The sequence below is a fragment of the Azospirillum sp. UENF 111221 genome, from assembly GCF_058780625.1.
Map to the genome: position 1 here is coordinate 173,473 of NZ_JBSNCH010000002.1, position 24,446 is coordinate 197,918.

Here is a 24,446-nt window from a genome sequence, read left to right on the forward strand (position 1 = left end):
TCCGGTCCTGTCTGTTACGACGCCCGCAGCGCCCCCAGGAAGCCGTCGACCTCCCGGCGCATCCGCCCGGCGTCGTCCTGCACCGTGTCCACCGAGCGCACCATCACGCCGCTGGCCTGTTCGGCGGACGCGGCGGCGGCGGTGACGGCGGCGATGTTGTCGGAGACGCTGCGGGTGCCGTCGGCGGCGTCCTGGATGTTGGCGGCGATCTCGCCCACCGCGGCGGTCTGCTGTTCGACTGCGGCGGCGACCTCGCTGGAGATCTCGTTCAGCCGGGCGATGGTGCGGGTCACAGCACCGATGGTGTCGACCGCGGTGCCCGACGCGCTTTGAATTTCGGCGATGCGCGCCTGGATTTCAGCGGTCGCCTTGGCCGTCTGGCCGGCGAGCTGCTTCACCTCGCTCGCCACCACTGCGAAGCCCTTGCCGGCCTCCCCGGCGCGGGCGGCTTCGATGGTGGCGTTCAGCGCCAGCAGGTTGGTCTGGCCGGCGATGCCGGAAATCATCTCCACCACCTTGCCGATCTCCTCCGCCGCCTCGGCGAGGCTGCCCATCACGGTGGTGCTGCGTTCGGCGTCGCGGGTGGCGTCGGCGGCGATGCCGGCGGAATCGGCGACCAGACGGGCGATCCCGGCGAAGCTGGCCGACAGTTCGGCGGTGGCGGCGGCGACGCTGTCGACATTGGCCGAGGCGCGGCCGGCGGCCGACGACACAGCGTCGGAATGGCGCGCCGTCTCGGCGGCCCCCTCGGCCATCGCGGACGAGGCCGCGGCCATTTCGGCGGTGGAGGCCGACAACGCCTCGACCAGCCGCTTCACCGTCGCCTCGAAGCCGTCGGCGAGCGTGCGCAGCTCGCGGCGGCGTTCCTCGGCGGCGGCGGTCTTCAGCCGCTCCTGCTCCTGCTGGAGACGTTCGGTATCGAGCATGGTGTCGCGGAAGACGCGGGCGGCGGTCGCCATGCGGCCGATCTCGTCGCGGCGGCCTTCTTCAAAACTGGCGGTGAAATCGCGGGCGGCCAGACGCTCCAGCGAACCGGCGACGTCGAGAATCGGGCGGGAGATGCCGCGCACCAGCACGGCGCCGAAGCCCAGCGCCAGCAGGGTGCACAGCGTCACCCCGCCCAGCACCATGCCGTGGGCGCTGCTGTAGACCGCCGCCCCCTGGTCGGCGACGGCGCCGGCGTCGGCCATCGTGCCGTCCACCAGCGCGTCGAGCGCCTCCTGCACGCGGGCGAAGGCGACGGCGCTGGGGCGCTTGAAGACGCTGACGGCGGACTGGGCGTTGCCGTCGCGGGCCTGGCCGCGCACGCGGTCGGCAGCGGCGGCATAGGCGGTCCAGGCCTCGTCGAAGGCGGCCAGACGGGCGGCACCCTCGCCGCCGGCGAAGCGGGCTCCGGCGGCCTGACGGCGGGCGGTCACTTCGGCAACGGCCTCGGTCCAGCCCTTTTCCGCCTGGTTCACCTGCATCTCGTTGGTGGCGAGCGCATAGGCGGCTTCGGCGATGCGGTGGCTCTGCGCGGCGGAGGTCAGTTGACCGGCCAGCTGGGTCGCCGGCAGCGAACGGCTGCGCATTGTTTCGGCAGCATTGTTTAGGATTTCCAGCCGGCTGAGCGTGAAAATCCCGAAGGCGCCGGCCATCACCACAGTGCCCAACACCGCGACGATGATCTTGGCGCGGATGGTCAACTGTCCGAATGCTCGAATTTTAGCCATGTTGCCTGCATCCCCGCCAAGCCTTCGGCAAGAATTCCATCCATCCGAAGGTATTGTCCGACCCTCAACCTTACTAATCCGAATGTTTAAAATTATCAACGCGGAAGGTGAGTGAATTCGTCGGAAATCCGGTGTGCCGGGCAATGGTCACAGGCTGCTGGTCGAATGGGGCGTGAAGGAAGCCCGAAAACGAAATGGCCGAGGATGGAGATCAGGCGGCCCTGCGAACGGAACCCAGCTCGGTGAACAGCTTCACCACGGCTTCGACGAACTCGTTCAGCTGGTCCTGGCCCGGCGCCGAGACCGTGATGTCGTCGACGACCAGGGCCTCGCTCAGATGCTTGTCCACCGGGAAGTGATGGCCCTAGGACTTTTGCCGTGCCAGCCATTGACCAGACCCGTCTCGGTCGAGATGGTACGCAGCGTGGCGCCGGTCTTGATCAGGGCGCGTTGCGGCTCGGTCATCTCCGCTTCTTCGAAGCCATTGGAGACGAGGATGGCGATGGACTTTCCTGCGAGCGATTGATCCATACTGTCTTGTCCTTTCATCGTTTCACCAAAGAACGCCGGGGCATCTCCGATGGCATGTCGGCCAGGGGAGAGCCCGCCGGGGGGCCCACCGGAGCAGGGGAGGCGGTCGGGAAACGGTCACAGTCGCGCGCTTGGTCTCCTCGGACGTCTTACCATCCACCGCATGTCTGTCGTCCACCGCATGTCTGTCGATTCGGGTGAACTGGCATCCGCATCGCCGGCACAGCCAACGCTACTTACCCCGGGCATGACCAGGCTTCACCACCCGCATACAGACTACGGCGCAGAAAATATCATCCGCTCTTTCTGCGTGTACCGATCAGAAAGAGCGCTGGAGACGATTAGCGATAAGAATGCATCAACGGCACAATGTCGACATGTATCACGCTGTCCATTCTCTCGAACGTTAATTGATGGAATATCTCTGCTTGAATTTCAGCCCATCGGAGTGGATATTTTGATACCGTTCCATCGCTAAATTGCATTCCCAAGATATCCCGTGGGTGTTTCGAAGGATTTTCTTTAAGCAATTCCATTTTCTCATCAAGTGTTTTATTCACTCTTTTGAACCATTCCGTTGTAAAACTGCTTCTTTTCTTGAACAAGAAAGCTGCATTCCCGATCAATTTCTTATATGCTGCCCTCAGCGCGGGGCCATCGGATGAGGGATGAACGGCAACGCATCCTGGACCAAGCTCAGTATATCCAGCTCCATCTGCGTCACTGTTCTCCAGTGCAGAAAATGCATGAAGCCAGTTGTAGCCAGTCAACTTAATATCTGAATAACCACCTCCGAAATGATGCATTAGATAACACCTGAGATAGTCACTTTTATGAGTCTCGCTTAGGTATTCGTAAGCGGGATGCAATGGCGAGTCCGGCAATATCCAATTGGAAAGTGTGCTGCTCTTTAAAAGTATTACTGGGCAGCAAGGATTTTGCATGAGAGAAAATAGACAGTTAAGTCTTTGTTGGCTAAGCGGGTTTTTTCCAGTCCATGCGCAAAATATCGTTCTGCTGGACAAGCCATTGAATCCAGACATATCTACGCTCATCTTTCAATATACTCCACTATTGATAGATCATACACTGTCACAAGAGCACACCGCAGGGCAATCGGGTAAATTTGGACGCGACACCGCGTAAGACCCCATTTCGACAGTCCCCGTTTCGACAGACCATGGAGCGGTTTGGATGTCGTCGGTTTGGATGGCCGAGCCGGTGGGTCATCATGCGGATGGCGGCGACGCTGTATCATTATCAACGCGGAAGGTGAGCGAATCCGTCGGAAATCCGGGCTGTCGGGCAATGGTCACAGGGCGCGATTCGACTGGGGCGCGAAGGAGGGCCGAAAACGAAACGGCCGCCGCACCCGGATGGTGCGGCGGCCGTTTCGGGACCGTCCGAGGATGGAGATCAGGCGGCCTTGCGAACGGACCCCAGCTCGGTGAACAGCTTCACCACGGCTTCGACGAACTCGTTCAGCTGGTCCTGGCCCAGCGCCGAGACCGTGATGTCGTCGACGACCAGAGCCTCGTCGCTGATCTTGCCGCCGGCGGCGGTCAGGTCGGCGCGGTAGGCTTCCGGGGCGGCCAGCAGGCGGCCGCGCAGCTTGCCGGGGATCGCCAGCAGCTGGATGCCCTGGTCGATGGCGGCGATCGGCTTGCCGGCATCGAGGAAGTGGCCGACGATGCGGCGGGTGTGGGCCGACTGCTGCAGCTTCGCCACGCTGCGCTCACCGCCCGGCAGCAGCAGCATGTCGAAGTCGGCGCCGAGCGCCTCGCTCAGATGCTTGTCCACCGGGAAGTAATGGCCCCAGGACTTGCCGTGCCAGCCGTTGACCAGACCCGTCTCGGTCGAGATGGTACGCAGCGTGGCGCCGGTCTTGATCAGGGCGCGTTGCGGCTCGGTCATCTCCGCTTCTTCGAAGCCGTTGGAGACGAGGATGGCGATGGACTTTCCTGCGAGCGATTGATCCATACTGTCTTGTCCTTTCATCGTTTCACCAATAGAACGCCGGAGCATCCCCGATGGCATGTCGGCCAGGGGAGAACCCGCCGGGGGGCCCACCGGAGCAGGGGAGGCGGCCGGGAAACGGTCATCGCCGCGCATGGGGATGCGCGGCGGCCAGTTCCGCCCGCCGGGACCCCGAGGTCGGGTGCCGGCGTGTGGGACCTTTACGTCCCGGATCGGTTTGTTTTCAGCATGCGGACTTAATTGGTCCCGATGAGGCCCCAAGTCAACAAGGGATTCCGCGGCGCACCCAAGGATGGGGCGTGCCGGATTCCATTGGAACCGGTGGATTCGGCTGCATTTTCCAGCCCAGTTCAAGACTTTCGGGCCAACCGGCCCATACCACCGGTTGATGCGGCGCAGGTCAGCCATACCATGGGGGCGTGGCTTCCCCGAAGGATTATTCCGAATGAACCGGGTGTAGGCTGCATGACGCAAAAAAAGCGGCCGGGGGGAAGGCCCCCGGCCGTCGGCAAGTCAAAGCATCAGCCGTTCGAAAAGATCCAGCTCGCACACTGGATCACGGACCACTCCCGTTGATCGGAACCTGCGATCAATGGAACTGGTCAGCCTCGGTGGAGTCCTTGTACGCGGTGGTCGAGGAGGTGCCGCCGGAGATCGCCGTGGCGACCGCGTCGAAGTAGCCGGTGCCGACTTCGCGCTGGTGCTTGGTGGCGGTGTAGCCGTCCTTCTCGGCCGCGAACTCGGCCTGCTGCAGTTCGGAATAGGCGGCCATGCCGCGCTCGGCGTAACCCTTGGCGAGCGTGAAGGCCGAGTAGTTCAGGCTGTGGAAGCCGGCCAGCGTGACGAACTGGAACTTGTAGCCCATGGCGCCCAGCTCGCGCTGGAACTTGGCGATGGTCGCCTCGTCCAGGTTGGCGCGCCAGTTGAAGGAGGGCGAGCAGTTGTAGGCCAGCATCTTGCCGGGGAACTGCTTGTGCACGGCCTCGGCGAAGCGGCGCGCCTCGTCCAGGTTCGGCTTGGAGGTCTCCCACCACATCAGGTCCGAGTACGGCGCGTAGGACAGGCCGCGGGCGATGCAGTGCTCGACACCGACGCCCTTCTTCAGGCGGAAGAAGCCCTCGGCGGTGCGGCCGGCGTCGAAGTCGATGAAGGGATGGTCGCGCTCGTCGACGTCGGAGGTGATGAGCTGCGCCGATTCGGCGTCGGTGCGGCAGATCACCAGGGTCGAGGTGCCGCAGGTGTCGGCGGCCAGACGGGCGGCGTTCAGCGTGCGGATGTGCTGCTGCGTCGGGATCAGAACCTTGCCGCCGAGATGGCCGCACTTCTTTTCCGAAGCCAGCTGGTCTTCCCAGTGCACGCCGGCGGCGCCGGCCTTGATCATCGCCTTCATCAGTTCGAAGGCGTTCAGTGGGCCGCCGAAGCCGGCCTCGGCGTCGGCGATGATCGGCGCGAACCAGTAGGTGTCGCCCTTGCCCTCGGAGGTCTGGATCTCGTCGGCGCGCTTGAAGGTGTTGTTGATGCGCTCGACGACCGCCGGGACCGAGTTCACCGGATACAGGCTCTGGTCCGGGTACATCTGGCCGGCGGTGTTGGCGTCGCCGGCGACCTGCCAGCCCGACAGGTAGATGGCCTTCAGGCCGGCCTTGACCGCCTGCATCGCCTGGTTGCCGGTCAAGGCACCCAGCGTGTTGATGTAGGGCTCGGTGTTCAGCAGCTCCCACAGGCGGCGCGCACCCAGCTCGGCCAGCGTGTACTCGATCTTGACCGAGCCGCTCAGACGCTTGACGTCGTCCATGGTGTAGTCGCGGCGGATGCCCTCGTAACGGGCGGCGTGGATGGCGGTCTTGGTCTTTTCATCGAGCGACATGGGTCAGGTTCCTTTTGTCCGGTGCGCCCGGTCGATCGGGGCGGAACTGGGGTCTCGGGGCGGGCCTTTTGTCGGTCCCGGCATCCGGTTGCGGACAGTGGCGTTTCCTCCCGCCTTGCTCTGCCGTCCGGTGTCTTCGGGGCCGCTTGCGCTTTACAGCGCGGCCGTGAACCAAGACTTAAACCCGGCCCGAGTGCGTTGCAATAAGCCCTTGTTTGTAAAAAGGTCCGTTTGTAAACTGCCGTCTTCACAAAGCTGTAAATCGGTAAATCTTGTAAAGCGGAGAAGCGCGGTGGCGACCATGGAAAAGAAGGCGATGCTGGGACCGAAGGTCCGCCGCCTGCGCCGCGACCAGGGGCTGACCCAGGCGCAGATGGCCGACCAGCTCGGCATCTCCCCCAGCTACCTGAACCTGATCGAGCACAACCAGCGCCCGGTCACGGTGCCGCTGCTGCTGAAGCTGGGCCAGCAGTTCGGCGTCGATCTCCAGGCCTTCGCCGAGGATGAGGAAAGCCGGCTGGTGGCCGGCCTGCGCGAGGTGTTCTCCGACCAGCTGTTCGACGGCTCCGACATCAAGAACCAGGATTTCCGCGAACTGGCGGCGGTGGCGCCGACGCTGGGGCAGGCGGTGGTGGCGCTCTATCGCGGCTTCCGCGGGGCGCGCGACGATCTCCAGGCCCTGGCGGAGCGGGTCGCCGACCGCGAGAAGCTGCATCTGGTGCAGGCCACCGGCTTCCCGCAGGACGAGGTGCGCGACCTGTTCCAGACCCATTCCAACCATTTCCCCGAGTTGGAGGCGGCGGCGGAAAGCCTGTGGCAGGACGGCAAGCTGGAACGCGGCGACCTCTATCGCGGGCTGGTCGACTGGCTGAACACCCAGCACAGCGTCCGTGTCCGCCTGCTGCCGTCGGAGGTGATGGGCTATGCGGTGCGCCGCTTCGACCGCCACAGCCGGCGCATCCTGCTGTCGGAGATGCTGGCGCCGTCGGGCCGCACCTTCCAGCTCGCCTGCCAGATCGCGCTGCTGCGCCACCGCGACCTGCTGAACGGCATCGTCGATGCCGCCAATTTGTCGGACGACGAGGCGCGGCGGCTGACCCGGATCGGGCTGGCGAACTATTTCGCCGCGGCGGTGCTGATGCCCTATGCCCGCTTCCACGAGGCGGCGACCCAGCTGCGCTACGACATCGAGATCCTGCGGCGGCGCTTCGATGCGTCGTTCGAGCAGGTTTGCCACCGGCTGACCACCCTGCACCGGTCGGGGGCGAAGGGCGTGCCCTTCTTCTTCATGCGGGTGGACAGCGCCGGCAACGTGTCGAAGCGTTTTTCGGGTGCGGGCTTCCATTTCGCCCGCTTCGGCGGCGGCTGCCCGCGCTGGATCGTTTATGAGGCCTTCCGCACGCCCGGCAAGATCCACAGCCAGATGGCGGAGATGCCGGACGGCACCGCCTACTTCTCCATCGCCCGCACGGTGGTGAAGGCCGGCGGCGGTCACCGCAGCCCGCCGCAGCAATTCGCCGTGGCGCTGGGCTGCGATGTCCAGCATGCGGCTCAGGTCACCTATGCGGACGGGTTCGACCTGTCCAACACCGATGCGGCGACGCCGATCGGGGTGAATTGCCGGCTCTGCCCGCGGCTGGACTGTTCGCAGCGGGCGTTTCCGCCGCTGAATCATCGGCTTATCGTCGATGAGAATTTGCGCGGCCTGTCGCCCTACCTGTTCGCGCCGCCCAGCGCGGAATAAGGATTCAATTGACCGGGATCAATGTTGTACGGCGGAATTCGTGTTGTTTGCCGGAAAGCCCGTCATTTGACTGGTATAAATCCGTGGCCTTCGACCGGGTTTGTTGATAGGTTTCGGCCGTTGCGTCGCGGCAGCTCCGCTCGTGTCATCGCGCCGGCCACCTGAACGCAGCGTCCCGGACTTCTGTATTGAACATTGCCAACAGAGCTTGGCCTCGACAGGTTTTGGAACGCCCCCATGAGCAACTTGATCAAAGAGCGCGTGCTGACCGTTCACCACTGGACCGACACGCTGTTCAGCTTCACCACCACGCGCGATCCGTCCTTCCGCTTCCTGCCGGGGCAGTTCACCATGATCGGGCTGGAGGTCGAAGGCCGGCCCCTGCTGCGTGCCTACAGCCTCGTCAGCGCGCATTACGAGGAGACGCTGGAGTTCTTCAGCATCAAGGTGCAGGACGGCCCGCTGACCTCGCGGCTCCAGCACCTGAAGGAAGGCGACACGCTGCTGGTGAACCGCAAGGCGACCGGCACGCTGATCACCGACAACCTGCTTCCCGGGCGGAACCTGTATCTGCTGAGCACCGGCACCGGCCTGGCGCCGTTCCTCAGCATCATCAAGGACCCGGAGATGTACGAGAAGTTCGACCGGGTGATCCTGACCCACGGCACCCGCACGGTGGCGGAGCTGGCCTATGACGACCTGATCCACCACAGCCTGCCGGAGAACGAGTTCTTCGGCGAGCAGGTGAAGGAAAAGCTGCTCTATTACCCGACCGTGACGCGCGAGCCCTTCTGCAACCAGGGCCGCCTGACCACGCTGATGGAAACCGGTAAGCTATACGAAGACCTGGGCCTGCCGGAACTGGACGCCGAGAAGGACCGCGTGATGATCTGCGGCAGCCCGGCCATGCTGGCCGAGACCACCGCGATGATGGAAAAGCGCGGCTTCGTCATGGGCACCAACGGCGAGCCGGGCGGCTTCGTCATCGAAAAGGCGTTCGTGGAGCGCTGAGGGTATCGGCTTTCGGGCCGCGCCAGAGTTTCATGCGTTCCACCGGAGTCCATCAGGCGTTCACGGAAGTGCCTGATGGACTTCAGGCTTCCGGTTTTCCCAGCGTCCCTCCGCTCTTCCCGGGTTGATTGGATTCGATGACTGGGAGGCCTGGTTGCAGCCCGGACGCGTCGTTATGGTGGTGCGATGACGGACGCGGCCGATCAGATCATCGAGATTTACCGAAAGCATGGCCTTGCGTGGGAGTCCAGCCGCGGCCGTAGCCTTTTCGAGAAGGTCTGGCTCGATCGTTTCCAGGAGCTTCTGCCGTCCGGGGGTGCTGTCCTGGATCTGGGCTGTGGGGGCGCCGACCCCGTGGCGCGCTATTTCATCGAGCGCGGGTTCGCGGTGACGGGGATCGATACGTCTCCGCCTCTTCTGGGACTGGCGCAGGAGCGGTTTCCCGAGCATCGTTGGCTCTTGTCGGACATGCGCGGACTGTCCTTGCCCAGGCGTTTTGACGGCATCCTGGCCTGGAACAGCTTCTTTCATCTGCGCTGGGATGACCAACAGCGGATGTTCGAGGTTTTTCAACGCCATGCGGCGCCGGCGACCGCTCTCATGTTCACCAGTGGCCCCGCGCATGGAGAGGCGATCGGTGCTCTCCAGGGTGAACCCCTGTTCCATGCCAGCCTGGACGGGGATGAATACCGTGCGTTGCTGGATGCGCACGGGTTCGATGTCGTCGCGCATGTACGAGAGGATCCTGAGTGCAACGGTCACACGGTTTGGCTGGCGCGTGCCCAAGCGGGCTGATGAGGCCGGTTACGGCGTCTTGCGTTTCATACTGAGCGCACGAAGGCCATTGACCTGCATAAATTGTCGCCCCGGCGGAATAAACCTCCCCTCCCGCCGGTTTACCGAATTGTGACGAAGGCACGTCACTCAATCCTTGACCGACTGGGCGCGCCTCCTTTGGGGGGCGCGCCCATTTTCTGTCCGCATCCGTGAATAAAATCGGCGTCCGGCCTGTTGGTGCGACGGTCGCCGTTCAAACCGTCAAGCCTTTGGTGTAGACATCCCGCCCATGCGCCTGATCCTCATCCTTGCCGCGCTGCTCGTCGCCGGCCTCGCCAATCTCGCCGTCTGGTCCCTGCCGAACCTGCCGGTGCCGCTCGACCCGCCGCCCGGCGGCAAGCTGCGCAGCGTGTCCTTCGCGCCCTTCCGCGACGGGCAGAGCCCGCTGACCGGCGTCCTGCCCTCCACCGCCCAGATCGAGGAGGACCTCGTCGCACTGGCGCCGCAGGTGGCCGGCATCCGCACCTACACCTCGCTGGAAGGCCTGCAGGTGGTGCCGGAACTGGCGCGCAAGCACGGCATGCAGGTCACCATGGGGGCTTGGCTGTCCTCGCGGACCGACAAGAACGAGGCGGAGATCGCCTCGCTGATCGACCTCGCCAACCGCTATCCCGACGTCATCACCCGCGTCATCGTCGGCAACGAGGTGCTGCTGCGCCGCGAGCTGACGCCGGAGCAGGTCGCCGGCTACATCGACCGCGTCAAGGCGGCGGTGAAGCAGCCGGTGTCCTATGCCGACGTGTGGGAATGGTGGCTGAAATACCCGCAGATCGCCGACCACGTCGATTACCTGACCATCCACCTGCTGCCCTATTGGGAGGATGTGCCGGCCGGCGTCGAGGCGGCGACCGAGCGCATCCGCCAGAGCTACCGAACCATCGCCCACCGCTTTCCCGGCAAACCGATCCTGGTCGGCGAGACCGGCTGGCCGACTCAAGGCCGCTCGCGCGGGGCCGCCGTGCCGGGGCTGGTCAACAAGGCGAAGTTCGTCAATGCCTTCGTCCGCATGGCCGAGCAGGAGGGCTTCGACTACAACGTGATCGAAGCCTTCGATCAGGAATGGAAGGCCAAGCTTGAGGGCACGGTCGGCGGCCATTGGGGCCTGTACAACGCCGACCGCACGCCGAAATTCTCGCTGGCCGGGCCGGTCGTCGGCAATGTCGCGTGGCCCTGGCTGTTCGCGGCGTCGAGCGGGCTGGCGCTGGTGCTACTGGGCGGGCTGTCGCTGCTGCGCCGCCATGTGCCGGGCACCGGCTGGGTCGTGCTGATCCTGCTGGCGCAGGCGTTGTCCACCCTCTATATCCGCGCCGCCTTCCTGGCGGAGCATGGCAAGCATTACTGGCAGGACACCACGCTGGCGGTGGCGATGCTGGCGCTGACCGCGGCGCTGGCGCTGGCGGTTCTGCTGACCGCCCACCGCACGCTGGCGAGCGGCGGTCTGGCGAGCGAGCCGCTGGCCGGCCTGCGCCATGCCCGCCCGGCCCTGACCCGCACCGAGCGGGTGGGGCGGTGGAGCGCCGTGGCGCTGGGCGTCGCGGCGCTGGTCTGGTCGCTGCTGATCGTCTTCGACGGCCGCTACCGCGACTTCCCCAACCCGTACCTGCTGATCCCGGCGGTGGCGCTGCCGGCGCTGGGCCTGATCCGCGCCGCCCGCCGGCCGGTGGGGACGGAGACGCAGGGCGCGCTGGGCATCGCCAGCCTGTTCCGTCCGGCGATTCCCGTCGCCGACGGCGAGCCGCGCGGCCTGTGCGGCGCCGTCCGCCGCCTGCCGGTCGAGTTGGCTCTGGGCTTCGGCCTGCTGCTGGCGGCGCTGCTGACCGTGGTGGCGGAGGGCTTCGTGCCGCTCGAATCGCTGATCTACGGCCAACTGCCCTTCATGGAGGCGCTGCACGAGGTCGAATGGACCCGGCCGAACTGGGAAGCGCTGGGTTGGGCAGCCTTGCAGGTCCTGCTGGCGCTGCCCTTCCTGGCCGGGGTGTGGAGCGCCCGGCGTCCGCTTCGGCGAATTTGAAGAAAGTCAGGTCCGGATCAGCCCGTCCTGCTTCGTCGGTTCCGGAGCAGGGGCCGGGCCGGGCGCCGGAGCGGCGGGCGGCGTCAGCTGCCAGTTGTCCAGGGCCCGTTTCAGCGCGTCGAGCCCGGCGCCGGCCGAGTTTTTCGCCTCGTCCGCCGCGCGGGTGATGGCGGCGCAGAGGTCGGCGCGGCGCTTGGGATCGTTGCGGCTTTCCTCCAGCGCGCGGCCGACATCGTCGGTCGTGCCGCCGCCCTTGGCGTCGGGCGGCACCGCCTTCGGGTCGATCCCCAGCAGCGGCAGCAGATACTCCCGCCCCTTCTCGCGCGCCACCGCCGCGGCCTTGTCGCCGAAACGCTCCGCCGCCGCGACCCCGGTGTCCCAGGTGCTGAGCGCCGCCGAGACGGTCGGGCTGCACCGGCCGGCCGGGTCGCCGGGTGGAACCGTCTGGGCATGCAGCGGGGCGGCGCTCAGCAGCAGGACGGCGAGCGCCGGCATGGCAAGGCGGAGAGCGGGGGATGGGCACGTCATGGGCGGAACCCTGCGGTCGGGGGAGGGGCTTTGTGAGATTTGGGAAGGCGGCCGGCGGCTTTCCATGGTCCCTGGTTATGGGGCCGGCCCAACCGGTTTGCCGGATTGGTTGGAAGGGTGAAAAGCGGCGATGTGCCGCGACCTGTGGCGATTTTGCTACCAAATGACTGTTTCATGACCTTTACATGACATGCCGCCGCTGCACCGCACCGCGAAGCGTGCTAAGAGCAGCGCCAAACCATTCCAGTCTACGCGAGTCACCGTCCCATGCTGCTGCGCGCATTCCGTTCGCTGATGCCGAAGGAGGAACGCTTCGTCGACCAGTTCGTCGAGCAGGCCCGCCACATCGTGGCAGCATCCATCGCACTGGAAGCGGTGATGGATTCCGGACCGGACGACCGCGCGCAGAAGGTCGCAGCGCTGAAGCGGGTGGAGAAGGACGCCGACCGCATCGCCAAGGATGCCGGGCGCGACCTGCACCGCGCCTTCATCACCCCCTTCGACCGCTCGGACATCCTGTCGCTGATCAACGCGCTGGACGACGCCATCGACCTGATGGACGAGGTGCCGCGCCATGCCGGCCTCTACGGCATCGAGGCGTTCGACGAGCCGATGCGCCGCTTCGTCGCCCTGATCCGCCAGCAGGCCGACGTGCTTGTCGAGCTGATGCCGCTCCTGGGCGCCATCGCCCGCAACGCCGAGCGGATCGACCATCTCTGCGGCCGGCTGTCCGACATCGAGGACGAGGCCGACGATATCCTGCGCAGCGCGCTCCAGTCGCTGATCGCGGAAAAGCCGGACATGATCGCCTTCCTCGGCCGGCGCGAGCTGTACGAGATGCTGGAGGCGGTGACCGACCGGTGCGACGACGTCGGCGACTTGGTCGCGGGCATCACGCTCGATCAGGTCTGAGGCGGTCCCGGTCATGGAGGCCCTGCAGCTCGGCCTGCCGGCGATCGCCGTCATCGTTCTGGTGGCGCTCGCCTTCGACTTCATCAACGGCCTGCACGACGCGGCGAACTCCATCGCCACCGTGGTGTCGACCCGCGTGCTGTCGCCCAAGCTGGCCGTCCTGTGGGCGGCCTTCTTCAACTTCATCGCCTTCCTGTTCTTCGGCCTGCATGTCGCCACCACCATCGGCACCGGGCTGGTCGATCCGCTGGTGATGGACCCGGCGGTGATCCTGGCGGCGCTGATCGGCGCCATCGGCTGGAACCTGATCACCTGGTATCTCGGGCTGCCGTCCTCGTCGTCGCATGCGCTGGTCGGCGGCATCGCCGGGGCGGGCATCGCCAAGGCCGGCTTCGGCGCCATCATCGCCAGCGGCTTCACCAAGACGGCGGTCGCCATCGTGCTGTCGCCGGGCATCGGCCTCTTGCTGGCGCTGCTCCTGATGCTGGTGCTGTCCTGGGCGCTGCGCCGGGCCGCCCCCTTCGCGGTCGACCGCCAGTTCCGGCACTGGCAGCTGGTTTCGGCGGCGCTGTACAGCCTGGGCCATGGCGGCAACGACGCGCAGAAGACGATGGGCATCATCGCCGTCCTGCTGTTCAGCCAGGGCATGCTGGGCGATACCTTCCACGTGCCCTTCTGGGTGATCATCGCCTGCCAGCTGGCGATGGGGCTGGGCACCATGATGGGCGGCTGGCGGATCGTCCGCACCATGGGGTCGCGCATCACCGACCTGAAGCCCTACCAGGGCTTCTGCGCCGAGACGGCGGGCGCCATCACCCTGTTCGGCGCGACGTGGCTGGGCATCCCGGTTTCGACCACCCACACCATCACCGGCGCCATCGTCGGCGTCGGCTCCGCCCGCCGCACCTCGGCGGTGCGCTGGGGGCTGGCGGGCCGAATCGTCTGGGCCTGGGTGCTGACGATTCCCGCCTCCGGCATCGTCGCCTGGCTGTCCTACCTGCTGGTGGCGAGCGTCCTGCACCCGTAAGGGCCTCGATTTGGGGGAGAACACCCTGTGAACGAGGGGGCGGATACCAGTACGATCGGATAAGCCCTTCGTGACGCAGCCCGCCCTTGACCCGCAAGGGCGGGAACGGCAGGATCGGTCCGGTGGAGACAGGATACCGGTCATGCCGCATATCGAACGCACCGACCAAGGTGAGCAGTATGTGCTTCCCGGCACCGAACGCCGGACGGTCCCAGGCTTGCCTTATGCGGCGGAAGCCGACGGCCAGCTGACCCTGCATTTCTACGCCCCACCCGAGAAGACCGAGCGCCGTCCACGCCCGGCCTCGGCGCGCGCGCTCTCCGCCACGCCCCTGCCCATGGCACCGCTGCCCGCCAGCCAGGCGGAGCCGGTCGTGACCGACGCCACGCCGCAAAGCCTGTTCGGCCGGCGTCTCGCCCATTTCCCGAGGGTGTTCGAGCAGCCCTGACCCGGCTTCAGGCGGGCCTTCAGGCGGCGCCGGTGCGGCTGCGCCCGGCGGCCAGCGTGCGGGCGACCTGACGCAGCAGCAGGTCGCGCTCATAGGGCTTGCCGATGTGCCCGTTCATGCCGGCCTCGTAGCAGTCGCGCCGCTCCTCGTCCGACGAACCGGCGGTCAGCGCCAGGATCGGCAGGTCGCCCAGCGGCGGCGGCAGGGCGCGGATGATCCGGCTCGCCTCCAGCCCGTCCATCTCCGGCATCTGCACGTCCATCAGCACGAGGTCGTAATCGCCGGCCTTCACCGCTTCCACCGCCGCGGCGCCATCGGCCACCAGATCGATGCGGTAGCCGCTGTCCTTGAACAGCGCCGCCAGCAGTTCGCGGTTGATCGACAGAATCCTCGGCGATCAGCAGGCGCGGCGGTCCGGCGGGATGGGGCAGGGGAGTGGGGTGGGGTGGGGTAAGCTGGGCAGGCGGCGGGGCGGCGATTGCCTGAGCCTGGGCTGCCGTCTCCGCCCGCCGGCCGGCGACGCGGGCAAGCTGCCGGCGCAGGTCGTCGATGGAGAAGGGCTTGGCGATCATCGCCACGTCGGGGCCGAAGCCGGCAGGCGTGCCGACGGCATGGGCGGCAAAGCCGGAGGCCAGCAGAACCGGCAGGCCCGGGCGCATGCGGGCGGTGTGCCGGGCCAGTTCCGTCCCGTCCATGCCCGGCGGCATGACGACGTCGCTGAGCAGCAGATCGAGCTTCTCCGGCCCGTCCAGCACCACCAGCGCTTCGTTGGCGTTGGTCGCCGCGATCACCCGATGGCCCCAGCCGCGCAGCAGCCCGGAAACCATGTCGCGCACGGTCGGGTCGTCGTCCACCAGCAGGATCGACAGCGGTCCGGCCGGCGGCGGGGAAAGCGCAGGCGGCAAGGGCTGGGCCGCAGGCTGTGGGGGGACGGCGGGGGCGATGGCTGGGCGGGTGATGGCCGAGTGAGCGATGGCCGGGTGGGCCGGGGGTGCCGCTGTCCTGCCCGAAGCCTCCGCCGGCAACAGGCGGTTCGCCGGCAGCCGCACCGTCACCGTGGTGCCGACGCCCAGCGTGCTGCGCAGCGCCAGCGTGCCGCCATGCAGCTCGACCAGCCGCTTGGTCAGCGGCAGGCCCAGCCCGGCGCCCTCCACTCCGCGGTGGTCGGCGCTCTCGACACGGGCGAAGGGTTCCAGCACGCGATCCAGATCCTCGGCCGGGATGCCCAGCCCCGTGTCGGTGATGCGGATCACCGGCGTGCCGTCCTCCAGCAGGGCTGACAGGGTCACCGATCCGCCGGACGGCGTGTATTTCACCCCGTTGGCGATCAGGTTCAGCAGGATCTGGCGGATGCGGCGGTCGTCTCCGCGCAAGGCACTCACCGCCGGCGCCACCACCGCCGACAGCAGCACACCGGCGCGCTCCGCCCGCGGGGTCAACATGCGGACGGCGAAATCCGCCGCGTCCTCCAGGTCGCAGTGCCCCTCCTCCAGGGTCAGCGCCCCGGCCTCCGCCCGCGCATGGTCGAGGATCTCGTTGATCAGCTCCAGCACATGCTGGCCGCTGTCGCGGACATTGGCGGCATATTGCCGGTAGGACGGGGTGCCGACCGGCCCCTCCGCCTCGCGGGCGATCAGGTCGGCGAAGCCGATGACGGCGTTCAGCGGCGTGCGCAGCTCGTGGCTCAGCCCGGCCAGGAACTCGCCCTTGGCCCGGTTGGCGGCCTCGGCGGCCTGCCGGGCGCTCTCCGCCATGTCGCGGGCTTGGTTCAGCGCGGCGGCGAGCCGGGCGCTCTCGTCGCGTTCGGCGCTGGTCCGCTCCACCGCGTTCCGCGCCTCGGCCAAGGCGACCTGCGCCTTGCGCTCGCGGTCGAGATAGCGCATTCCCCAGGCCAGCATCCCGAGGACCGCCAGCAGGCCGACCAGGGTCTCCACCACCGTGTGCAGGGTGCGGGTGCGCCACACGGCCATCGCCTCGTCCCGGTCGATGCCGGCCAGCACCACCAGGCCATAGTCGCGCACGGTCCGGTAGGCGGCGATGCGCAGCACCCCGTCCAGCGGCGACAGCGACAGGAACTGCCCCTCCGGCGCTTCGCGCAGCCGGGACTGGAACAGCGTTCCGGCTACGGCCGTGCGGCCGGCCGAGGCTTCGGGCTCCGGGCGGCGGGCAACCACCTCGCCGTTCGGCCGGTAGACGGCGATCAGCGGATCGAATTCCAGGCCCGGAATGCTGTAGAAGTCGGTCAGGTGGTTCACCCGGATCGACACGGACGCCACCCCGACGAAGCGCCCCTCGTCGTCATGCAGTGGGCGGGAAACCGGAAAGACCAGCGGATAGGCCCCGGTGCGGACCGGCTGCGCCGCGCCGATGTGCAGGCGCGTCCCGCCGCGCAGGGCCTCCAGACCGGTCCGGTCGGCAAAATCGGCGATGCGGTTGGGGAAGCTGGCCGATTCGAGCACGGCGCGGCCGTCGGCGTCGTAAATCCAGATGGCATCGGCGCCCTCGACCTGGGCGGCCTGTTCGCGCAGACGGGCCCAATGCTTCAGGTCGCGCAGCTTCTCCAGGCCGCGGGCCTCCGCCACCATGGCCGCTGCCTGGTCGAGCGCCACGTCCGCCGTCCGCACCGTGCGGCGGACATGGTCGTCGACCAGCCGGGCCATGTCCTGCACCAGGGCGAAGCGGCGCTGCTGGGTGTCCTGGTAATCGTAATAGACCCTGTGGGCCGCGTTGCCCGCCAATGCGGCCAGCACGACCACCACCACCAGCGCGCCCCGTAGGAAGCGTCCCACAAATCCCCCTTTTGTGTGCCGATGCGCGATGCGGCCCGCCCGAAACTTTACATCCAAACTATCACGAAACCGGGGGAGCGGCTGTGCTATTCGAGCGGGAGGGGGCTTGGGGTTTGCCCCGATGGCCGGACAGTTTCAGGGGGCTTGCGGGGCCGGAAACGCCCGCCTCATTCAAAAAAATCGCGCCGCCCCTCCTCTTGCGCGGCCTGTCCCATGGACCCAAATGGGCGGGCGTCTGAACCATTGGGGAGGTCGAACGATGGGTCTGTTCGATATGTTCAAGGGCAACGCGCCGCTGGAGATGAATCCGCGCCGTGCGCTGGTGGTGTCGCTGGTCTACTGCATGGGGTCGGATGGCGAGATCGACCCGGAGGAGGTCGGCCATCTGGTTTCCGTCCTCGGCCGCCGCGCCTCGCGGGAGGAGCTGGACGGCTGCCTCAAATATGCGCGCAGCACCCCGCCGGACAGCTTCCTGGCCGAAGTCGCGCCGAAGCTGAACCAGCAGCAGCGGCTGTGCATCCTCTTGAACATGATCGACAGCGCCATGGCCGACGGCGAGGCGGAGCAGGGCGAGCGCGACCTGATCATCCGCTTCCAGCAGGCCTTCGGCTTCGACGACGCCACGTTGCGCCCCTATTTCGAGGCACTGACCGCGAAGAACGCCCGGTTCGTGCTGGATGGCTGACGGGGACCGCCCCCTCTCCGATGGGGAGGGGGCGCCAGTCCTTTACAGCCAGCCCTTTACAGCCAGTCCCTTACAGCCAATCGGGCACCCGCTCGGCCGCCAGCATCTCCTCCACCGTCGGGCGGGGGCGGATGACGGAGAAGCGGTCGCCGTTGACCAGAACCTCCGGCACCAGCGGCCGGGTGTTGTAGGTCGAGGCCATCACCGCGCCATAGGCGCCGGCCGACAGGAAGGCGACGAGGTCGTCGTCGGCCAGCGGCGGCAGCGGGCGCTGAACGGCGAAGGTGTCGCCGCTCTCGCACACCGGGCCGACCACGTCGTAGGGCTCGGCAGCTGCGTCGGCAGCGGGTTCCGCGACGGGCACGATGCCGTGATAAGCGTCGTACAGCGACGGGCGGATCAGGTCGTTCATCGCCGCGTCGACGATGGCGAAGCGGCGGTGCAGCCCCTGCTTCACATAGATGACGCGGCTGACCAGGATGCCGGCGTTGCCGACCAGCGAGCGGCCCGGCTCCAGCGTGATCCGGCAGCCGAGATTGCCGGTGATCGAGCGCACCATCGCGGCATAGTCGGCCAGATCGGGCGGCGCCTCGTTCTTGTAGGTGATGCCGAGCCCGCCGCCGAGATCCAGGCGCTGGATGTCGTGGCCGTCCTCGCGCAACTGGTGCAGCAGCGCCGCCACCCGCTCATAGGCCGCCCGGAAGGGGGCGAGGTCGGTCAGCTGCGAGCCGATATGGACGGCGATGGCGACCGGCTTGATGCCCGGCAGGGCGGCCGCGCGGCGGTAGATCTCACGCGCGTGGTCGTAGTCGATGCCGAACTTGTTCTCTTTCTTGCCGGTGGCGATCTTGGCGTGGGTCTTGGCGTCGACGTCCGGGTTGACGCGGAAGGCGATGGGAGCCTCCACGCCCATGGACGAGGCGATCTGGCTCAGCGCCTCCAGCTCCGGCACCGATTCCACGTTGATCTGGTGGATGCCGGCCTCAAGGGCGGCGCGCAGGTCGTCGCGGGTCTTGCCGACGCCGGAGAAGACGATGCGCTCGGGCGGGATGCCGCCGGCCAGCGCGCGCTTCATCTCGCCGACCGACACCACGTCGCCGCCGGCCCCCAGCTTCGCCAGCGTGCGGATGACGGCGAGGTTGGAGTTGGCCTTCAGCGCATAGCAGACGCCGGCATCCTGGCCGGCGAAGGCGCCGGCATAGGCGTTGTAGTGCGACTCCAGCGCCGCGGTGGAATAGAGGTAGAAGGGTGTGCCCACCTCCCGCGCCACATCCTCCAGCGACACGGATTCGGCGTGCAGAACGCCGTTGCGGTAGGCGAAGACGCTCATGGGTGAGCCGTTCGGGGCACCGGTGCGGGCGGTCATGGGAACTGGACTCCGGAACCGGCCGGCTTACCGGGCTTCGGGTCCAGCGAGGGGTTGGGATAGGTGCGGGGGAAGGGATCGACCTGCCCTTCGGGAACCGGGCTGTCGACGGCCTTCGGCTTCTTGCCGCAGCCGGCCAGCGCCAGGGCGCCGGCCAGGGCGAGGACGGTCAGGGAGACGGAGCGGGGAAGACGGCTGTTCACAGGAAACGCTCCCGGGCGGCCTTCACCGCCTCCTGCACGCGGACGGGGGCCGGGCCGCCGAAGCTGGTGCGGCTGTTCAGCGACGCCTCGATGCTCAGCGCCGGATAGACGGCTTCGGTGATGCGCGGCTCGATGGCCTGGAGTTCGGCCAGCGTCAGGTCGGTCAGGCCGACGCGCCGGTCCTCCGCCGCCTTCACGGCGCGGCCGGTGACGTGGTGCGCCTCGCGGAAGGGCATGTCCAGCTCCCGCACCAGCCAGTCGGCGAGGTCGGTGGCGTTCAGGAAGCCGCGGTCGGCCGCCTCGCGCATCGCCGGCACGTTGGGCTGCATGTCGCGCACCATGCCTTCCATGGCGGCGATGCAGAGCGCCAGCGTGTCGTCGGCCTCGAACACCGGCTCCTTGTCCTCCTGCATGTCCTTGGAATAGGCCAGCGGCAGGCCCTTCATGGCGATCAGCAGGCTGTTCAAACTGCCGATGACGCGCCCGGCCTTGGCGCGCACCAGCTCCGCCGCGTCGGGGTTCTTCTTCTGCGGCATGATCGACGAGCCGGTGGTGAAGGCGTCCGACAGCTTGATGAAGCGGAACTGCGCCGAGCACCAGATCACGATCTCCTCGGCGAAGCGCGACAGGTGCATGCCGCAGATCGACGCCGCCGACAGATATTCCAGCGCGAAGTCGCGGTCGGACACCGCGTCCAGCGAATTGGCGGTCGGCCGGTTGAAGCCCAGCGCCTCCGCCGTCATGAAGCGGTCGATGGGGTAGGGCGTGCCGGCCAGCGCCGCCGAGCCGAGCGGGCATTCGTTCAGCCGGCAGCGGGCGTCGCGGAACCGGCTGCGGTCGCGCCCGAACATCTCGACATAGGCCAGCAGGTGATGGGCGAAGCTGATCGGCTGCGCCGCCTGGAGATGGGTGAAGCCGGGCATCACCGTGCCGGTGTGCTGCTCCGCCAGGTCGATCAGCGCGGTCTGCAGCGCGGTCAGGCCGGCGATGGTGCGGTCGATGGCGTCGCGCACCCACAGCTTGAAATCGGTCGCCACCTGGTCGTTGCGCGAGCGGCCGGTGTGCAGGCGCTTGGCCGGTTCGCCGATCAGTTCGGCCAGCCGGGCCTCCACATTCATGTGGATGTCCTCCAGCTCCACCTTGAAGGTGAAGCTGCCGGCGTCAATCTCTGCCTTTACGCGGTCGAGCCCGTCGATGATGGCGTCGGCGTCGGCCTGGGATATGATGCCCTGCTTGGCCAGCATCGCGGCATGGGCCTTCGACCCGGCGATGTCCTGGTCGGCGAGCCGCTTGTCGAAGCCGATGGAGGCGTTGATCTTCTCCATGATGGCGGCGGGACCGCGGGCGAATCGCCCGCCCCACATCTGGCTGGCGGCGGGTGCGGCAGAGCCGGTGGAGGCGCCGGTCGGGGCGGCGGAAGTCGGCGTGGTCTGATCGGCGCTCATGGGGACGGATACCGGGGCATTCGGGTGAAGGGGAGCGAGGAAGCGTGAGTATGCGGACTTTGACGGCGGTCGCAACGGTTTGTGTGTGCATGGCCGGGGCCGGCCTGTGGTGGAGCGCCGGTGCGGCGCCTGCTGCGCCGGAGGTGGTGCGGCTGGGCGCGTCCGACGCGGTCACGCCCGCCGCCTCGACCGGCGCCGACAAGCTGGAGAAGTTCAAGGGGGCGGAGCCCAAGCCGATGCCGCCCTTGTCCTTCGTCGATGCCGAGGGGCGGCGGGTCGATCTGGCCGATTTCAAGGACCGGGTGATCCTGCTGAACCTGTGGGCGACCTGGTGCGGGCCGTGCGTGAAGGAGATGCCGTCGCTCGACCGGCTCCAGGCCCAGCTGGGCGGCGACGCCTTCCAGGTGGTGGCGCTGTCGCTGGACCGCGGCGGGCGGACGGCGGTCGAGCCCTTCTACAAGAAGACGGGGGTGGAGCATCTGACGGTGTTCCTCGATCCGGGTTCGGAGTCGATGAAGGCGCTGTCGCTGCGCGGCCTGCCCACCACCATCCTGGTCGATCCCGAGGGCCGTGAGCTTGGCCGCGTCGAAGGGGCGGTGGAGTGGGATTCGCCGGAGGTCGTCGCCTTTCTGCGCCAGTTCCTGGGCCGCGGCGGCGGCACTGGCGGCGGGCCGGCCCGCGACCGCGGGGTGATGAAGACCCGAGGCTGACGATGCGGCGGCCATGGGGTAGAGTGGGGAGATAACCTCCGCCTGTCCCGAGCCGCCCAATGACGCAGTCCGCCTCTTCCGGTCCCAAGCGCTACACCATCGAGCCCGGCATCGTGATGATGTTGCAGGGCGAGCGCGCCGACCGGGCATGGCTGATCGAATCCGGGGAGCTGGAGGTGCTGCTGACCGCCGCGGACGGCAGCATCCGGCGGCTGGGGGTGGTCGGCAAGGGGGCGGTGGTCGGCGAGATGGCGCTGATCGACGATGGCGAGCGCAGTGCCACCGTGCGGTCGCTGACCGAGGTGACGTGCGTCGAGGTGACGCGAGAGGTGTTCCGCGGCCTGCTGAAGCGCAGCCCGCCGCTGGCGTCCTACCTGTTGCAGAGCCTGATCGCCGCCATCCGCCGCGACTATGGCCTGCCGCCGACCGAGCGGGTCGGCAATGCGGTGGATTTCCGCTCCACCAATTCGTTCCAGAAGGTGGCCGACCGCCGGATGATCCGCGAAGGGCACGTCTTCTTCAGCCCCAACGAGCCGCTGAACGCCGCCTATCTGATCCAGTCCGGCCGTGTCGCGTTCCGCCCCGGCCGGGGCACGCAGGACGAGGAGATCGCCAGCTTCGGGCCGGGCAGCCTGTTCGGCGAGATCTGATCTGCTGACCGGCCGCAAGCCCGACGTCACCGCGGTGGCGGTGAGCGGCGGGGTTTGCGAGGTGATCGACAAGCGCAGCTTCGAGGATGCGGTGATGGCGATGCCGCCGATCCTGAAATCGCTGGCGCGGATTTACATCGCGCAGCTGACGAAGAAAGCGCAATAGCGGCAATTCCGTCGAGGACCGCTTTGCCGAGGTCCGGCACTGGACATCCGTCTCAGGTGGCGGACGTCGCCGGACACACGATGCCGACCTCCGTGGAGTCTTATGGTGGCGGCAAGGCCCGATTGTGCGATGCGTGCAAAACCGGGATCAGGGAGTCCAGACCGGTGGCGCACCGATCACCGTACGGATGGCGCTGCTCACCACCCGGAATTTCGCGGAGGGTTGCGCCAAGGCGCGCAGCAGGTGGATGCCCGTATCCGACATATTCCAAGATTTCGGCTCCGGATATGGCCCCGGATTCGGCGTCGAGAGTCAGGCGCAGGAGAGCGCCGGCACGAACGTCGGCACCGACGACCCAATCCGGCAGAAAAGCAATGCCGATTCCGGAGAGAGCCGCGCCCCGCATCGCCTCGAAGTCGTCGCAGCGGAAGACCACGCCGGCATCCTGCCGATGCCCTGCCGGATGGCCGAGCACGTCCGTCCAGCCGAGCAGATCGGCGCCATGCAGCTTGTCGATCAGCCGGTGACCGGCGAGCGAGGGGCGGTCGGCCGGCGTCCCGTTGCGCGACAGGTAGTCCGGCGAGGCGACGAGGAGCCTTTTCTGTCCGACGAGACGGGTGGCGATGAGCGTGCTGTCCGCCAGCTCTCCGATGCGGATCACCGCGTCGAGACGTTCGAGGACCGGGTCTGCCAGCCGTTCGGTCAGATCGAGTTCGACGGTCAGCCGGGGATGGTCCCGCATCGCCGCCTCCACCGCCGGGATCACATAGCGCTTGCCGAAGGTGGGAAAGCAGGCGAGGCGGAAGACGCCGGTCACCGTTCCGTCGAAGGCGGCGATCTCCGCGTGGGTGTCGGCCAAATCGTCCAGAAGCCGTTGCGCGCGTTCGAAAAGCCGCTCACCGGCATCGGTCATCGCCAGGGCGCGGGTCGAGCGCACAAAGAGCGGGACGCCGACGCTGTGTTCCAGCGCGTCGATCTGGCGGGCGATGGCGGACGGCGTGAGGCCGCGCCGCCGCGCCGCGTTGGAGAAGCTGCCGCCCCTGACCACATCGACGAAGACCGTCAGATGCTCTGCGAAGCGCGGATCGATCATCTTTGCGTTCCGAGCAAAAAGGTTTCGATGTCTGGCTGCATTCTCGCCCCTGCGGAGGCTGCGTAAGGTCCATTCCACCAGCCGGGCGCCGGAGCCCGACTGAGGTGAAATGGAGAGTACAATGAAAGTCCTGGATCGCATCCTGTCCCAATCCGCCTATTCGGCCGAAATCGACGTGCCGCTGGACCAGGTGGACATCGAGGAATGGCTGTTTTCACTGCCGGAGGCCGAATATCAGCGCTGCTGCGCACCCGACCATATCGCCGCTGGCATCACCACGACCGACGACGGTCGCCGGATGTCGATCAATGTCGAGATGATCGGGACCGGGCTGGTGGTCCAGCATTACGTCGCCGAGGAAGCCGGCCCGGCCTATGTGCGGATGAATTCGATCTCCGACGTCTTCACGGCGAATGGCCGCACGCAGGTCAATGTCGTCTGGGAATTGATGGCCGAAGCCATCGACAATGGCCGGACCCGCTACACCAACCGGGTGACCGCGCATCCCACGGATGTCTTCATGGAGTTTCTGGAGGCGCATCAACTGTCCTACGAAGCCGCCGCCGCCGCCCGTCAAGCCGCCGGTGGCGACCACAACCGGCGCGAGACGCCGCTTTTCGCGGCCAGCATTGCGCGGCGTGCAAAGTTGCGGGCGCTGGAGGGTGTGAAGTGAAGGCGGCGGTCTTCGAGGACTTCGGCCGGGCGGATGTTCTCCGCCTCGCCGAAGTGCCTGT

At 67.2% G+C, this 24,446-nt stretch carries 23 protein-coding genes and 2 pseudogenes; 12 read left to right on the top strand and 13 right to left on the bottom strand.

Annotation, left to right across the window (positions count from 1 at the left end; all coding sequences use genetic code 11):
- Positions 1–14 precede the first annotated feature (14 nt).
- The 6 genes from ACWPN3_RS05320 to aceA form a co-directional block, all read right to left on the bottom strand.
- The gene (locus ACWPN3_RS05320; protein ID WP_109446036.1) at positions 15–1,712 is read right to left on the bottom strand and encodes a methyl-accepting chemotaxis protein; all 1,698 of its coding nucleotides are present in this window, start codon (positions 1,710–1,712) and stop codon (positions 15–17) included.
- 211 nt (positions 1,713–1,923) lie between these two features.
- Positions 1,924–2,061, bottom strand: a complete 138-nt coding sequence (locus ACWPN3_RS05325; protein ID WP_492243716.1) for a hypothetical protein — start codon at positions 2,059–2,061, stop codon at positions 1,924–1,926.
- Complete coding sequence (locus ACWPN3_RS05330; RefSeq protein ID WP_492243715.1) at positions 2,046–2,243, bottom strand: hypothetical protein; 198 nt, start codon at positions 2,241–2,243, stop codon at positions 2,046–2,048. The genes ACWPN3_RS05325 and ACWPN3_RS05330 overlap by 16 nt, the downstream gene beginning before the upstream one ends.
- A 341-nt stretch (positions 2,244–2,584) precedes the next feature.
- Positions 2,585–3,298 carry a glycosyltransferase family 32 protein gene (locus tag ACWPN3_RS05335; RefSeq protein ID WP_492243714.1) on the bottom strand — a complete coding sequence of 238 codons (714 nt, stop codon included), beginning with the start codon at positions 3,296–3,298 and terminating at the stop codon, positions 2,585–2,587.
- Positions 3,299–3,659: 361 nt separating this feature from the next.
- Positions 3,660–4,223, bottom strand: a complete 564-nt coding sequence (locus tag ACWPN3_RS05340; RefSeq protein ID WP_109048549.1) for a DJ-1/PfpI family protein — start codon at positions 4,221–4,223, stop codon at positions 3,660–3,662.
- 586 nt (positions 4,224–4,809) lie between these two features.
- The gene (gene aceA / locus ACWPN3_RS05345) at positions 4,810–6,087 is read right to left on the bottom strand and encodes an isocitrate lyase (RefSeq protein WP_109446038.1); all 1,278 of its coding nucleotides are present in this window, start codon (positions 6,085–6,087) and stop codon (positions 4,810–4,812) included.
- Between the two features lie 301 nt (positions 6,088–6,388).
- Between aceA and ACWPN3_RS05350 the strand changes: the two genes are divergently transcribed.
- The 4 genes from ACWPN3_RS05350 (at position 6,389) to ACWPN3_RS05365 (ending at position 11,690) form a co-directional block, all read left to right on the top strand.
- Complete coding sequence (locus ACWPN3_RS05350; RefSeq protein WP_098736258.1) at positions 6,389–7,831, top strand: helix-turn-helix domain-containing protein; 1,443 nt, start codon at positions 6,389–6,391, stop codon at positions 7,829–7,831.
- Positions 7,832–8,068: 237 nt separating this feature from the next.
- Positions 8,069–8,842 (top strand): ferredoxin--NADP reductase, encoded by a 774-nt coding sequence (locus ACWPN3_RS05355; protein WP_492243713.1) that lies wholly within the window; start codon positions 8,069–8,071, stop codon positions 8,840–8,842.
- A 186-nt stretch (positions 8,843–9,028) separates the two neighbouring features.
- A complete protein-coding gene (locus ACWPN3_RS05360) occupies positions 9,029–9,637 on the top strand; it encodes a class I SAM-dependent DNA methyltransferase (protein ID WP_492243712.1) in 609 nt (202 codons plus the stop codon).
- A gap of 271 nt (positions 9,638–9,908) precedes the next feature.
- Complete coding sequence (locus ACWPN3_RS05365) at positions 9,909–11,690, top strand: glycoside hydrolase family 17 protein (RefSeq protein WP_492261160.1); 1,782 nt, start codon at positions 9,909–9,911, stop codon at positions 11,688–11,690.
- Positions 11,691–11,696: 6 nt separating this feature from the next.
- Here ACWPN3_RS05365 and ACWPN3_RS05370 read toward each other — a convergent pair whose 3' ends face one another.
- Positions 11,697–12,218, bottom strand: coding sequence for a hypothetical protein (locus ACWPN3_RS05370; protein ID WP_109446043.1), 522 nt, complete (start codon positions 12,216–12,218; stop codon positions 11,697–11,699).
- 267 nt (positions 12,219–12,485) lie between these two features.
- Between ACWPN3_RS05370 and ACWPN3_RS05375 the strand changes: the two genes are divergently transcribed.
- The 3 genes from ACWPN3_RS05375 (at position 12,486) to ACWPN3_RS05385 (ending at position 14,605) form a co-directional block, all read left to right on the top strand.
- Positions 12,486–13,130 carry a DUF47 domain-containing protein gene (locus ACWPN3_RS05375; protein WP_109446044.1) on the top strand — a complete coding sequence of 215 codons (645 nt, stop codon included), beginning with the start codon at positions 12,486–12,488 and terminating at the stop codon, positions 13,128–13,130.
- Between the two features lie 13 nt (positions 13,131–13,143).
- Positions 13,144–14,157, top strand: coding sequence for an inorganic phosphate transporter (locus ACWPN3_RS05380; protein WP_109446045.1), 1,014 nt, complete (start codon positions 13,144–13,146; stop codon positions 14,155–14,157).
- A 142-nt stretch (positions 14,158–14,299) separates the two neighbouring features.
- Positions 14,300–14,605: a hypothetical protein gene (locus tag ACWPN3_RS05385; RefSeq protein WP_109446046.1), complete on the top strand. Its 306-nt coding sequence runs from the start codon at positions 14,300–14,302 to the stop codon at positions 14,603–14,605.
- Positions 14,606–14,729: 124 nt separating this feature from the next.
- On the opposite strand, the pseudogene ACWPN3_RS05390 reads toward ACWPN3_RS05385, so the two are convergent.
- Positions 14,730–14,927: pseudogene (locus ACWPN3_RS05390) on the bottom strand (response regulator); the annotation flags it as partial.
- Between the two features lie 268 nt (positions 14,928–15,195).
- Positions 15,196–17,265: pseudogene (locus ACWPN3_RS05395) on the bottom strand (ATP-binding protein); the annotation flags it as partial.
- A 388-nt stretch (positions 17,266–17,653) separates the two neighbouring features.
- On the opposite strand from ACWPN3_RS05395, the gene ACWPN3_RS05400 reads away from it, so the two are divergent.
- Positions 17,654–18,079, top strand: a complete 426-nt coding sequence (locus tag ACWPN3_RS05400; RefSeq protein ID WP_492243710.1) for a tellurite resistance TerB family protein — start codon at positions 17,654–17,656, stop codon at positions 18,077–18,079.
- A gap of 70 nt (positions 18,080–18,149) precedes the next feature.
- Here ACWPN3_RS05400 and lysA read toward each other — a convergent pair whose 3' ends face one another.
- Genes lysA through argH form a run of 3 tightly spaced genes read right to left on the bottom strand, consistent with a single transcriptional unit; the run spans position 18,150 to position 21,093 of the window.
- Positions 18,150–19,409 carry a diaminopimelate decarboxylase gene (gene lysA / locus ACWPN3_RS05405; RefSeq protein WP_109452416.1) on the bottom strand — a complete coding sequence of 420 codons (1,260 nt, stop codon included), beginning with the start codon at positions 19,407–19,409 and terminating at the stop codon, positions 18,150–18,152.
- 32 nt (positions 19,410–19,441) lie between these two features.
- The gene (locus ACWPN3_RS05410; protein WP_109096351.1) at positions 19,442–19,648 is read right to left on the bottom strand and encodes a hypothetical protein; all 207 of its coding nucleotides are present in this window, start codon (positions 19,646–19,648) and stop codon (positions 19,442–19,444) included.
- On the bottom strand, positions 19,645–21,093 hold the full coding sequence (gene argH, locus ACWPN3_RS05415; RefSeq protein ID WP_492243709.1) for an argininosuccinate lyase: 1,449 nt from the start codon (positions 21,091–21,093) through the stop codon (positions 19,645–19,647). Before argH ends, ACWPN3_RS05410 begins: the two co-directional genes overlap by 4 nt.
- An 89-nt stretch (positions 21,094–21,182) precedes the next feature.
- Here argH and ACWPN3_RS05420 point away from each other — a divergent pair, with 89 nt between their 5' ends.
- The 3 genes from ACWPN3_RS05420 to ACWPN3_RS05430 are packed head-to-tail and all read left to right on the top strand — an operon-like array spanning position 21,183 to position 22,619.
- Positions 21,183–21,803 carry a TlpA family protein disulfide reductase gene (locus tag ACWPN3_RS05420; protein WP_492243708.1) on the top strand — a complete coding sequence of 207 codons (621 nt, stop codon included), beginning with the start codon at positions 21,183–21,185 and terminating at the stop codon, positions 21,801–21,803.
- Between the two features lie 59 nt (positions 21,804–21,862).
- On the top strand, positions 21,863–22,453 hold the full coding sequence (locus ACWPN3_RS05425; RefSeq protein WP_492261161.1) for a cyclic nucleotide-binding domain-containing protein: 591 nt from the start codon (positions 21,863–21,865) through the stop codon (positions 22,451–22,453).
- A 40-nt stretch (positions 22,454–22,493) separates the two neighbouring features.
- Positions 22,494–22,619 (top strand): hypothetical protein, encoded by a 126-nt coding sequence (locus tag ACWPN3_RS05430; protein ID WP_492261162.1) that lies wholly within the window; start codon positions 22,494–22,496, stop codon positions 22,617–22,619.
- Positions 22,620–22,719: 100 nt separating this feature from the next.
- Here ACWPN3_RS05430 and ACWPN3_RS05435 read toward each other — a convergent pair whose 3' ends face one another.
- Positions 22,720–23,712, bottom strand: a complete 993-nt coding sequence (locus tag ACWPN3_RS05435) for a LysR family transcriptional regulator (RefSeq protein WP_492261163.1) — start codon at positions 23,710–23,712, stop codon at positions 22,720–22,722.
- A 121-nt stretch (positions 23,713–23,833) separates the two neighbouring features.
- On the opposite strand from ACWPN3_RS05435, the gene ACWPN3_RS05440 reads away from it, so the two are divergent.
- Entirely contained in the window at positions 23,834–24,385 is a 552-nt protein-coding gene (locus ACWPN3_RS05440) for a hypothetical protein (RefSeq protein WP_492243705.1), read from the top strand.
- Positions 24,386–24,446: the final 61 nt, after the last annotated feature.